Source organism: Mesorhizobium sp. M1A.F.Ca.ET.072.01.1.1 (assembly GCF_004023325.1).
Classification (GTDB): domain Bacteria; phylum Pseudomonadota; class Alphaproteobacteria; order Rhizobiales; family Rhizobiaceae; genus Mesorhizobium.
Window position 1 is genome coordinate 1 of record NZ_RZSF01000205.1, and the last position, 12123, is coordinate 12123.

Annotated in this window: 11 protein-coding genes and 2 pseudogenes; 12 read left to right on the forward strand and 1 reads right to left on the reverse strand. The window is 62.9% G+C overall.

Annotated features, from left to right (window positions below):
• The 4 genes and pseudogenes from EOA32_RS24250 to tsf all read left to right on the forward strand — a co-directional run.
• Positions 1 to 443 (forward strand): annotated as a pseudogene (locus tag EOA32_RS24250) (hypothetical protein); the annotation flags it as partial.
• Between the two features lie 64 nt (positions 444 to 507).
• On the forward strand, positions 508 to 786 hold the full coding sequence (locus tag EOA32_RS24255; protein WP_067319872.1) for a DUF4031 domain-containing protein: 279 nt from the start codon (positions 508 to 510) through the stop codon (positions 784 to 786).
• A gap of 259 nt (positions 787 to 1045) precedes the next feature.
• Positions 1046 to 1825: a 30S ribosomal protein S2 gene (gene rpsB, locus EOA32_RS24260; protein ID WP_059188654.1), complete on the forward strand. Its 780-nt coding sequence runs from the start codon at positions 1046 to 1048 to the stop codon at positions 1823 to 1825.
• Positions 1826 to 1944: 119 nt separating this feature from the next.
• Positions 1945 to 2865 (forward strand): translation elongation factor Ts, encoded by a 921-nt coding sequence (gene tsf, locus EOA32_RS24265; RefSeq protein WP_095827775.1) that lies wholly within the window; start codon positions 1945 to 1947, stop codon positions 2863 to 2865.
• 53 nt (positions 2866 to 2918) lie between these two features.
• Here the strand turns inward: tsf and EOA32_RS24270 are convergent, their stop codons facing one another.
• Positions 2919 to 3845, reverse strand: coding sequence for a LysR family transcriptional regulator (locus tag EOA32_RS24270; RefSeq protein ID WP_128373082.1), 927 nt, complete (start codon positions 3843 to 3845; stop codon positions 2919 to 2921).
• 119 nt (positions 3846 to 3964) lie between these two features.
• Here EOA32_RS24270 and EOA32_RS24275 point away from each other — a divergent pair, with 119 nt between their 5' ends.
• From EOA32_RS24275 to bamA, 8 genes and pseudogenes are all read left to right on the forward strand, one after another.
• Positions 3965 to 4492: a nuclear transport factor 2 family protein gene (locus EOA32_RS24275; protein WP_128373083.1), complete on the forward strand. Its 528-nt coding sequence runs from the start codon at positions 3965 to 3967 to the stop codon at positions 4490 to 4492.
• A 29-nt stretch (positions 4493 to 4521) separates the two neighbouring features.
• Positions 4522 to 5631, forward strand: a complete 1110-nt coding sequence (locus EOA32_RS24280; protein ID WP_128373084.1) for an aldo/keto reductase — start codon at positions 4522 to 4524, stop codon at positions 5629 to 5631.
• A 151-nt stretch (positions 5632 to 5782) separates the two neighbouring features.
• Positions 5783 to 6505 carry a UMP kinase gene (pyrH, locus tag EOA32_RS24285; RefSeq protein ID WP_128373085.1) on the forward strand — a complete coding sequence of 241 codons (723 nt, stop codon included), beginning with the start codon at positions 5783 to 5785 and terminating at the stop codon, positions 6503 to 6505.
• A gap of 89 nt (positions 6506 to 6594) precedes the next feature.
• Positions 6595 to 7149: a ribosome recycling factor gene (gene frr, locus EOA32_RS24290; protein WP_082980388.1), complete on the forward strand. Its 555-nt coding sequence runs from the start codon at positions 6595 to 6597 to the stop codon at positions 7147 to 7149.
• A gap of 20 nt (positions 7150 to 7169) precedes the next feature.
• Positions 7170 to 7901: pseudogene (locus EOA32_RS24295) on the forward strand (isoprenyl transferase); the annotation flags it as partial.
• A gap of 10 nt (positions 7902 to 7911) precedes the next feature.
• Positions 7912 to 8727, forward strand: a complete 816-nt coding sequence (locus tag EOA32_RS24300; protein ID WP_128373086.1) for a phosphatidate cytidylyltransferase — start codon at positions 7912 to 7914, stop codon at positions 8725 to 8727.
• A 103-nt stretch (positions 8728 to 8830) separates the two neighbouring features.
• Entirely contained in the window at positions 8831 to 9973 is a 1143-nt protein-coding gene (rseP, locus tag EOA32_RS24305; RefSeq protein WP_128373087.1) for an RIP metalloprotease RseP, read from the forward strand.
• Between the two features lie 218 nt (positions 9974 to 10191).
• A partial coding sequence (gene bamA / locus EOA32_RS24310) for an outer membrane protein assembly factor BamA (protein WP_128373088.1) occupies positions 10192 to 12123 on the forward strand: 1932 nt, incomplete at its 3' end.

Genomic DNA, 12123 nt, shown 5'->3' on the forward strand with positions numbered 1-12123 from the left:
CCGAACCCGACCTCGATTTGGCCGAGTTGCTGCGGCGTTCACGCCGGTGGCTGCGCGAGGGCAAGGCTGATGCGGATGAGCAGAAACGCGTGCGAAAACTGGCGGAAACGATCCAGCGCGTCCAGCGCGTCGGCTCCTGGGCCTTCGCCAATCAGACGATAACCCAGGAGGAGATCGCCGAGCATCTGAAGCGCATCCGCAACGACTATTGCAAAGGCAACTTGCGCGATTCGATCAACCGCTTCATTCCGCAGCCCGCCGGGCCGCGCTGCGCTCACATCCGCGTGCCCGAGCCGTTGGCGCTTCATGCCTATGATGGTTCGGTCGAAGAGGCGCTCGCCGTGCTGCGCTCAAGGATGCAGGAAGCGGTGTCGAGAATCGTGACCGAACTTGAAGCCGCCGGCGGCTTCATTTCCTATCCGAATCCCTTCTATCATCGCTGACTTCGCGTCGGCCCGGGATGATTGTGAGCGGGCCGCCGATGTCGGTTGGAGTGCGGCAAGCTCGATGGCTGTCTATGTCGATGCGGCGATCTGGAAATGGGCCGGCCATCGCTGGTGCCATCTGCTCGCCGACGACACCGACGAGCTCCACCGCTTTGCCGCCGAACTCGGCCTCAAGCGCTCGTCCTATCAGGGGCCGCCGAAGACTTCGGCGCCGCATTACGATATCACCGGCTTTGAGCGCGACCGCGCCGTGCGGCTTGGCGCGGTCGAATGCAGTCGCGAGGAGATTGTCGCCGTCTTCCGCCGCGTCAGGGTGCCGAACGGCAAGACCCGACGCTGACGGAGTTTTGATGCATGTCGTTGTCCCAGAACCGCCGAACACTTCTGGGCGACATGCATAAGTGCGCGGATCGCCGCAGGTGAGGGCGTTTTCCGGTGGCTCGCTTGCGTTTACGAGACTTCCCCTCTATATGCGCGCTCATTCCACACACGGACTTTGGTGTCTGCCCGGGAGAAATCCGGCTGAAACCTCCGGTGGCATCAGGACATAAGTCCGAAATGCCTGTGTCCGTGGAGGCCAACCGGAAAGGAACTAAGGAATGGCTCTGCCTGATTTCAGCATGCGCCAGCTTCTGGAAGCTGGTGTTCACTTCGGCCACCAGACCCACCGCTGGAACCCGAAGATGGCGCCCTACATCTATGGCGCCCGCAACAACATCCACATCATCGATCTGTCGCAGACGGTGCCGCTGCTGCACCAGGCCCTGAAGCAGGTTTCCGACACCGTCGCCAAGGGCGGCCGTGTGCTGTTCGTCGGCACCAAGCGCCAGGCTTCGGACATCGTCGCCGACGCCGCGCAGCGTTCGGCCCAGTATTACGTCAACTCGCGTTGGCTGGGCGGCATGCTGACCAACTGGAAGACGATCTCGAATTCGATCCAACGCCTGCGCAAGCTCGACGAGACGCTGGCCGGCGAGGCCCAGGGCCTCACCAAGAAGGAGCGCCTCAACCTCGACCGCGAGCGCGAGAAGCTCAACAAGGCGCTGGGCGGCATCAAGGACATGGGCTCGACGCCGGACCTGATGTTCGTCATCGACACAAACAAGGAGGCGATCGCCATCCTCGAGGCCAAGCGCCTCGGCATCCCGGTCGTCGCCATCATCGATTCCAACTGCGACCCGGACAAAATCGACTTCCCGATCCCCGGCAATGACGACGCGGCCCGCGCGATCCAGCTTTATTGCGACCTGATCGCCAAGGCTGCGATCGACGGCATCGCCCGGCAGCAGGGCGCGCTCGGCATGGACATCGGCGCGTCGGCCGAGGCTCCGGTCGAACCGGCGCTCGACACTCCGGCCACTGAAGCTCCGGAAGCTTGAAAAACGAAGGCCGGCTTCGGCCTTCATCTTTCCAATAAGATGGCGCGTTAAAGCGCTTTTGCCGGGCGCATCATCGGGATTCGATGGTGCGTCGGCGCTTTTGAAACAAAGAGGCGACAATGAGCATTTCGGCTGCACAGGTCAAAGAACTCCGCGACTTGACCGGCGCGGGCATGATGGACTGCAAGGCGGCGTTGAACGAAACCAACGGCGACATGGAAGCGGCCGTCGACTGGCTGCGCAAGAAGGGCATCTCCAAGGCCGACAAGAAGGCCGGCCGCACCGCGGCGGAAGGCCTGATCGGCGTCGATTCCGGTGTTCGCGAAGCTGCGGTCGTCGAGGTTAATTCCGAGACCGACTTCGTCGCGCGCAACGCCGCCTTCCAGGAAATCGTCGCCAACGTCGCCAAGGTGGCGCTCGCCTATGGCACGACCGAAGCGGTTGCCGCGGCCAAGTATCCGGGCTCCGACAAGTCGGTCACCGACACCATCAAGGACGCGGTCGGCACCATCGGTGAGAACATGGGCTTCCGCCGCTCGGCCAAGCTCACTGTCCCGCATGGCGCGGTGGCGACCTATGTCCACAATGCCGTCGCGGATGGCCTCGGTAAGCTCGGCGTGCTTGTCGCGATCGAGACTACCGGCAATGAGCATGCGGCGAACGCCTTCGGCCGCCAGGTCGCCATGCATGTCGCCGCCACCAACCCGGTTGCGCTGACTGCCGAGGAAGTCGACCCGGCCCTGATCGAGCGCGAGAAGGCGATCTTCTCCGACCAGGCCCGCCAGTCCGGCAAGCCGGAAGCGATCATCGAGAAGATGGTCGAGGGCCGGCTGCGCAAGTTCTATGAAGAGGTCGTGCTCCTGAAGCAGGCCTTCGTGCTCAATCCCGACATCACCGTCGAGAAGGCGCTGAAGGATGCCGAGAAGGAGATCGGCGCGCCGGCCAAGATCACCGCTTACCTGCGCTTCGCGCTGGGCGAAGGCATCGAGAAGGAAACGACCGATTTCGCGGCTGAAGTCGCGGCCGCGGTCAAGAAATAGCTCCGATCCTGGGGAGCGCTTAGCGTTTCCCTTGAGGTGAAGAGCTCACGAGCTCAGGCAACTCGGCCGGGTGTCCGCATGGATGCCCGGCCGATCTCTTGAGCGGTATCGATAAAGGCTCTGAGCTTCGGCGCCATCGATGCCCGGCGCGGAAAATAGAGGAACAGGCCTGGCTCCTCGATCGCCGTCTTCGGCAGGATCTGGACCAGACGACCCGCGGCGAGATCGGCGCGCACCAGCGGCTCGAATACGTAGGCGAGCCCGACGCCAGCAAGCGCAAGATCGATCGCCGCAAGCGAATCGGTGACGATGGCCGTGCCGCGCGTCTCGACCACGACATCCTTGCCGTGCTCGTTCAGATCCCAACGATAGAGCCCGCCGGCGCGGACAAGCCGGTAGCCGATGCAATTGTGCTTGGCGAGATCGGCCACGGCGCGGGGACGGCCGTGCTTTTCGACATAGGCGGGCGAGGCGACAACCACCGCCTTGAAGGGAGGCGTAAGCCGCACGGTGATCATGTCCTGTGCGATCATCTCGCCCAGCCTGATGCCGGCATCGAAACCCTCGCCGACGATATCGACCAGGGCCTGGTCGGCGAAGACCTCGACCGTTACCTCCGGATAGCGTTCGGCCATGGCCGCGATCACCGGCGTGACCGCCAGGGGGATCGCGATATTGGACGCATTGATCCTGAGCAGGCCGGAGGGCCTGCCCTTGACGCCGCGGATACGGTCGATGCGCTCGGAGATGTCCTGCAGGGCAGCGGCCGCGGTCTCCACCAGCGCCTTGCCGGCTTCGGTCAGCGAAACGCTGCGCGTTGTGCGCGCAAACAGCGGCTGGCCGATGCGCTCTTCCACCAGCCGCACCGCATGGCTGACGGCCGACGGACTCATGCCGAGCTCGGCCGCGGCAAGCGCGAAGCCGCCGCGCCGAGCCACGGCGACGATCACCGGCAGATGCGTCAGCAGATCTCGATCCATTCATGAATAACATCGCATAGTCCTTGCGAACAATGCAATCTTATCGATGCCGTCAAGGTGGTCCACATTGTCGCCAAACACATCGGCGGTGGGGCGCGATGCGCAAGGAGAAGAAAAACATGAATGCTTTGAGACACGTGGCCTTCGCGGCAGGACTGGCACTGGCGCCGGTCGATGCCGGCGGAGCCGAACCAATGGGCTGGCAAGCGCTCGCCGACGAGCGCGCCGTCATCCGTATCGCGGACGCCATTGACCGCGCCGTCGATGCGCAGGATTGGAAGCTCGCCCGCAGCTACTTCGCTGACCGGGTCACCGCCGACTTCAGCAGCCTTTCCGGACAGCCCGCGGCCACGGTCGCCTCCGACGATCTGATCGGCGCCTGGGCTGCCAATCTCAAAGGCAGCAAGACGAGCCTGCACCTGCGGACCAACCATCAGGTCGAAATAGAGGCCGATACGGCGACCGTCCGTTCCAACGGCTATGCCTGGAACAGGATGGACGGCAATGGCGATCCGCTCTGGGAGGTCTGGGGCACCTATGAGCATCGCCTGACCCGATCGGGTCAAGGCTGGAAGGTCGACAGCTTCACGTTCCGCATGACGCATGAGCGGGGCAATCCCTGGGTGAAAGCGACGCCTGGCCAATAAGCCCATACCAAACACGATCGGAACACGTCATGAGCATGAACTACTACACGCTTGGCAACAGCGGCCTGCGCGTCAGCCGGCTGGCGCTGGGCACCATGACCTTCGGCACCGAATGGGGCTGGGGTGCTGACAGGGAAACCGCCCGCGCCATGTTCGACGCCTATGTCGAGGCCGGCGGCAATTTCTTCGACACGGCCGACCTCTACACGGACGGGACCGCAGAGACCTGGCTCGGCGAATTCGTCGGCGAGCGCGGCTTGCGCGACAAGGCGGTGATCGCCACCAAATTCACGATGAACAAGGAACCCGGCAATCCGAATGCCGGCGGCAATGGCCGAAAGAACATCATGCGCGCGGTGGACGCTTCGCTGAAGCGGCTCGGAACCGACTATATCGATCTTTACCTCATGCATGTCTGGGACAGGCTGACGCCGGCCGAGGAGGTGTTGCGCACGCTGGACGACTTGGTGCGTGCCGGCAAAGTACGCCATATCGGTCTTTCCGACGTGCCGGCCTGGTATGCCGGGCGGGCGCAGGCGATCGCCGAACTGCGCGGCTATGAGCCGGTCTCGGCCCTGCAGCTCGAATATTCGCTCGCCGAGCGCTCGATCGAACATGAATTCGCGCCTTTCGCCTCGCGTCACGGCGCCGGCATGATGGTGTGGAGTCCGCTGGCCAGCGGCCTGCTCAGCGGCAAATACCGCCCGGCGCAGGCCGGCAATGCCGGCCGGCTCGACGGGTTCCGCAACACCACGCATCCGGGTTTCCAGAAATTCAGCGAACGCAATTGGGCGATCGTTACGGAACTCGAGAAGGTGGCTTCCGAACTCGATCGAAGCATGGCGCAGGTGGCGCTGAACTGGGTTGCGGCGCAGCCGGGTGTGGCCACCGTCATCCTCGGCGCGACGAAACTTGCCCAGTTGCAGGACAATCTGCGGGCGCTCGACTTTTCAATCCCTGCCGAGTTCCGCAAGCGGCTCGATTCGGTGAGCCTTGCGCCCTCGCCGTTCCCGCATTCCTTTTTTGGACCCGAGATCCAGGTCAGGGTGGCCGGCGGCGTCGTGACCGGCGACAAGCCGTCCGGCTATTCGCTGCCGGTCCTGATCGAAGGCGAGGCGGTCAGCATCAGCAGCAACTGATCGGAAAAGCCTGGAATTTTGCGCGAGGGCGCGGCGTGACATCGCCGCGCCCTTCGTGTATCGGGTCGAACCATCGTGCCAGCGCCGCCAGGCGAAGCGAGGCGCCTTTCGCCTCCAGATTTGCCCGCGCCGAGATTTTTCGAGGAACCAGATGACGGTGAAGCCCCTCTATCGACGTGTCTTGCTGAAAGCTTCGGGCGAAGCCTTGATGGGGGAACAGCATTTCGGCATCGACGTCTCGGTCGTCGACCGTATCGCAGCCGACATTGCCGAGGCGCGGGCGCTTGGCGTCGAAGTCGGAGTCGTGATCGGCGGCGGCAACATCTTCCGCGGCGTGGCCGTCGCCTCCAAGGGCGGCGACCGCGTCACCGGCGATCACATGGGAATGCTCGCCACCGTCATCAACTCGCTGGCGCTGCGCACCTCGCTGAACAAAATTGGCGTCGACGCCGTAGTGCTTGCGGCCATTGCCATGCCGGAACTCTGCGAAAGTTTTTCACAGCGCCAGGCGACCGCCTATATGAACCAGGGCAAGGTGGTGATCTTTGCCGGCGGCACCGGCAATCCGTTCTTCACCACCGATTCGGCCGCAGCGCTGCGCGCCGCCGAGATCGGCGCCGACGCGCTGTTCAAGGGCACCCAGGTCGACGGCGTCTATTCGGCCGACCCGAAGAAGGATCCGGATGCGGTGCGCTTCGACCGCATAAGTCATGCCGAAGTCATCAAACGCGGGCTTACGATCATGGATACGGCCGCGATTGCACTTGCGCGTGAAAACAACATTCCGATAATCGTCTACTCGATCCACGAAAAAGGTGGTTTCGGCGAAATTCTAAGAGGCGGCGGCCGCTGCACCATCGTCGCGGACAATTGACTGGGGCCGAAGACGGCTGAATGATCGCCGGTCCCGGACGAGACTAGAAGACAAGCAGTGAACCCGGCGAACGGGTCGAGGAGATGATCATGAGTGGCGAGTACGACGATCTCAAGCGGCGCATGGACGGGGCGATCGCGGCCTTCAAGCACGATCTCGCTTCGCTGCGCACCGGCCGCGCTTCCAGCAACCTGCTCGACGCCGTCCAGGTCCATGCCTACGGTACGACGATGCCCATCAACCAGGTGGCCAATGTATCGGTGCCCGAGCCGCGAATGATTTCGGTCTCGGTCTGGGACAAATCGATGGTGAGCGCCGTCGACCGCGCTATCCGCGAGGCCAATCTTGGCTTCAATCCGATCGTCGACGGCACCAATCTGAGGATTCCTTTGCCCGAACTCAACGAGCAGCGCCGCAAGGAACTGGTCAAGATCTCGCACGGCTATGCGGAGAACGCCCGCGTCGCGGTTCGCCATGTCCGTCGCGACGGCATGGATTTCCTCAAAAAGGCGGAAAAGGACGGCACGATCAGCGAAGACGATCATCGCAAGCGCTCCGACCAGGTTCAGAAGCTGACCGATGAGATGATCAGCACCATCGATCACCTGCTTTCCGATAAGGAAGCTGAAATCATGCAGGTTTAGGGTCGGTTTCTCACCGGCTCGAAAGCGAGACCATGACAACCCCCGCGCATGTCGCGATCATCATGGACGGAAACGGACGCTGGGCCAAGGCGCGCGGCATGCCGAGGCTTGCCGGCCACCGCGCCGGCGTCGAAGCCTTGCGCAAGACGGTGCGCGCCGCACCAGAGCTCGGCATCTCCTATCTGACGGTCTACGCCTTCTCCTCTGAAAACTGGTCGCGGCCGAAATCCGAGGTCAGCGACCTGATGGGCCTCCTGAAGCTCTTCATCCGCCGCGATCTCGCCGAGCTGCACCAAAACGGCGTGCGGGTGAGGGTGATCGGCGACAGGGAGGGGCTGCAGCCGGACATCAGAGGCCTGCTGCAGGAGGCCGAATCGCTGACCGCCGGCAATGAGGCGCTGACGCTGGTCATCGCCTTCAACTATGGCGGGCGCGACGAGATCGTGCGCACCGCGCGCAAGCTCGCCGATGCCGTGGCTCGTGGCGACATGACAAGCGACGCCATCACGATGGACAGCTTTGCCGGCTCGCTCGACACCGAGGGCATTCCCGATCCAGACCTCGTGATCCGCACCAGCGGCGAGCTCAGGCTGTCGAACTTTCTTTTGTGGCAGGCCGCCTATAGCGAGCTTGTCTTCCTGCCTTGCTACTGGCCGGACTTCAGCCGGGAGCACCTGGCCGACGCCCTGCGCGACTTTGCCGGCCGCGAACGCCGTTTCGGCGGGCTCGCCGCCCGCGACGTCGCCTTGTAGCGCGGCATCGATGAGCAATCTCCAGCAGCGTGTCATCTCGGCCATCGTGATGGCAGCCGCCACACTTGTGCTCACCTGGCTCGGCGGGCTGCCGTTCCGCCTGTTCTGTGCGGCGATCGCGGCGTTGATCTTCTACGAATGGACGCGCATGTCGCGCGCTGAGAACGGTGCGACGCTCGGCTTTCTGCCGGAAGTGCTGATTCTCGTCTTCATCGGCGTGCTGATCGCCGGCCTGCCGGCACTTTGGCTGCTGCTTCTGGTCGCAGCCATCACTGCTATCGTCGCTGTTGCCGCGCGGCTGCGGGGAGCAGCGCAGTGGGAGGCCTCGGGGCTGGCATACGCGTCGTTGTCCGGCTTGTCGCTCGCCTATCTGCGCGGGGACAGCCACTCAGGATTGATCGCCATCCTCTTCCTGTTCGCGGTCGTCTGGGCGACCGACATAGCGGCCTATTTCGTCGGCCGCAGGGTCGGCGGCCCGAAGCTTGCGCCATCGATCTCGCCCGGCAAGACGCAGAGCGGCGCGCTTGGCGGCGCTGTCGGCGGCATCGCTGCCGGATCGGTGCTGGCAATCGCCGCCGGGGCCGGCAATCTCACTATGCTCGGCCTCGTCGCCTTGGCGCTCTCGATCGTCTCGCAGATCGGCGATCTTTTCGAATCCTGGGTCAAGCGCCGGCACGGCTGCAAGGATTCGAGCAATCTCATTCCCGGCCATGGCGGGGTCATGGACAGGGTGGACGGGCTTGTCGCGGCTTCGTTCGCCCTGTACGTCATCGGTTGGATTGCGGCGGGCGCCGACCATCCGGCAATGGGGCTGTTTCCGAACTGACTGGCGTCGCCAATGGGCGAAAACGACGCGTGCCACGGATTCGCCCGGATTGATGCCACAGTCGCGGCGGACTGTCGCGCTGGGCGAATTTTGAGGGCATGACTTGAACGAGATTCTTCACGCGATCTTCAGCACGCAGGGCTTTGTCCTCGGCACCCTTGTGCCGTTCCTGTTCGTGCTCACCGTCGTGGTGTTCGTGCATGAGATGGGCCACTACCTCATCGGCCGCTGGTGCGGCATCGGCGTCAAGGCTTTTGCCATCGGCTTCGGCCCGGAGCTCTTTGGTTTCAACGACCGCCACGGCACCCGCTGGAAGCTTTGCGTCATTCCGCTTGGCGGCTACGTCAAATTCGTCGGCGACATGAACGCGACATCGAGCCAGCCGAGCACCGAAGACCTCGAATCGCTGAGCGAAGCCGAGCGCGAGGTCGCCTTCCACACCCAGCCGATCTGGAAACGCGCGGCGACCGTCGTCGCCGGGCCGCTGTTCAATTTCCTGCTGACGATCGCCGTGTTCGCGGTGCTGTTTTCGCTCTACGGCCGCCCGGTGATGGAGCCGATGGTGGCCGAAGTCAGCGCCGGCAGCCCGGCGGCGCGGGCGGGCATTCAGCCCGGCGACCGATTCGTCAGAGTCGACGGCAACAAGGTGGAGACCTTCGCCGACGTTCAACGCCTGGTTTCGGGCCGCGCCGGCGATGCCATCACCTTCACCATGTTGCGCGACGGCAAGGAAATCACCGTCACCGCGACACCGGAACCGATGGAGCAGCAGGATGCGCTGGGCAACAAGGTCAAGGTCGCGATCATCGGCGTGGCCAACAACGCCGAACTCGGGCAGCCGCGACTGGTTTCCTACACGCCCGCGGGCGCGCTGGCGGCGGCTGTCGAGGAAACCGGGCATGTGATTGAGCGCACCGGGCAATTTCTGCAACGTTTCGTCGTCGGGCGCGAGGACAAATGCCAACTCGGCGGCCCGATCAAGATCGCGAAAATGTCGGGTCAGGCGGCCAAACTCGGCTTCGAGTGGCTGGTGCAGCTTGTTGCATTCCTGTCAGTCGGGATAGGGATTCTCAATCTGCTACCGATTCCCCCTCTCGACGGCGGCCACCTCTTGTTCTACGGCGTGGAGGCCGTCATAAGGCGGCCCGTGTCGGAGCGGATGATGGAGATGGCCTACCGGACCGGTCTCCTTCTGGTGCTCGGATTTATGGGTTTCGTTTTTTGGAATGATCTGTTTGGGTGCTGAAATCATGAAGGAATTTGGCTTCGGCTCCATCCATATTGAGACGCCGTTTACCATGCGTGGGGATATGCGTGACACGAAAGCCACGCAACAGGGTTAAGTAAATACAAATTAACCGGGAGCCTTGCGTGTAGGGGAAATCCGGTTAATACGGTAAGGGAAAATACCGCACGTCCGGTTTTCTCGCCGTGGGGACTACGAGAAAAAGGTACAAAAGCCCGATGAAGGCAGCATCCAAGTTTCTGAGCGCCGCGTCCGCGGCGGCTTTGTCCGCCGCCCTGGTTTTGCCAGGCGCGCTCGCAGTGCAGTTCGTTGCCACATCGGTAGCCGAAGCAGCAGTGGTCAGTAGGGTCGAGGTCAGCGGCAACCAGCGTGTCGATGCCGAAACCATCCGCAATTACATCGCGATCAAGCCCGGCAAGGCGTTTTCAAGCGCCGATATCGATAGCGCCGTGAAGGCGCTGTTCGGCACCGGGCTGTTCTCGGACGTCCAGATCAATCAGGTCGGCTCGACCCTGGTCGTCAAGGTTTCCGAATACAAGGTCGTCAACCAGGTCCTGTTCCAGGGCAACAAGAAGCTCAAGGACAACGCGCTTCAGGCCGCTGTCCAGCTGAAGCCGCGCGCGACCTTCTCGCAGCAGGCGCTCGACGCCGACGTCGAGGCGGTCAAGGCCGCCTATCGGCGTATCGGCCGCGACGATGCCGCCGTGACCACCCAGATCATGGACCTCGGCGACAACCGCGTGAACGTGGTCTTCAACATTAACGAAGGCGCGCGCACGCAGATCGCGGCGATCAATTTCGTCGGCAACAGCGCTTTTTCCAGCCGTCGCCTGTCGGACGTCATCAACACCAAGCGTTCGTCCTGGCTTTCGTTCGTGCTGCGCGACGACGTCTATGACGAGGACAAACTGCGCGCCGATCAGGAGTTGCTGCGCCGCTTCTACTACAATCACGGTTACGCCGATTTCCAGGTCGTTTCGGCCGTCGGTGAGTTGGACGAAGCCACCAACAAATACACGGTCACCATCACCGTGCAGGAAGGCGAGCGCTACAACTTCGGCGACATCAGTGTCGAGAGCACGATTCCCGAGGTCGACTCAAAGTCGCTGGAATCGGTGGTCCAGACGCACAAGGGCGATGTGTATAACGCCAAGGACGTCGAGGACACGATTGTTGCGCTCACTGAAAAGGTCGCCGGCTCAGGCTATGCGTTTGCCCAGGTGACGCCGCGCGGCGACCGCAATTTCGAGAATCATACAATCTCGGTCGTCTACACCATCGACCAGGGTACCAAGGCTTATATCGAGCGTATCGAAATCCGCGGTAACGACCGCACGCGCGACTATGTCATCCGGCGCGAATTCGATGTCAGCGAAGGCGACGCGTTCAACCAGGTGCTTATCCAGCGCGCGAAGAAGCGGCTGGAAGCTCTGGATTATTTTGAAAAAGTCGACATCTCGACCGTCCCCGGGTCCGCTCCGGACCAGGTCGTCCTGGTGGTCGATGTGGTCGAGAAGTCGACCGGTGAGTTCTCGGTCGGCGCCGGCTATTCGACCGGCGGCGACACGCCGGGTCCGTCCGTCGAAGGCTCGATCACCGAGCGCAACTTCCTTGGCCGCGGCCAGTACATCAAGCTGTCGGCCGGCGGCGGCAAGAACTCGCGCGACTATGCGATCTCCTTCACCGAGCCGTATTTTCTCGGCCGGCGCATCGCGGCGGGCTTCGACATCTACAAGTCGACCCGCGAGTACAACCACTACGATACGGACGTCACGGGCGCGACCATTCGCTTCGGCCTGCCGATCACCGACAGCATCTCGACGCAGCTGGCGTATAATATCTCGCAGGAGAAGTATTCGATCGCCGATGGCTGCTTGACCAGCGGCGTCTACGATCCGTCCAAGTGCACGATCTCCCAGGCCATCCGCGACGGCGTCGCCGAGAGCCCATGGACCAAGTCGTCGGTCAGCCTCGGTCTGGTTTACAATACCATCGACGACATGAAGAATCCGCACGAGGGTCTTTACATCACAGGCACAACGGAAGTCGCCGGTCTCGGCGGTGACGCCAAGTGGGTGAAGTTGACCGGGCGAGCAAGCGTCTACCAGACCTTGTCCGAGCAGTTGGACCTAGTCGGCCTGGTGTCGGGC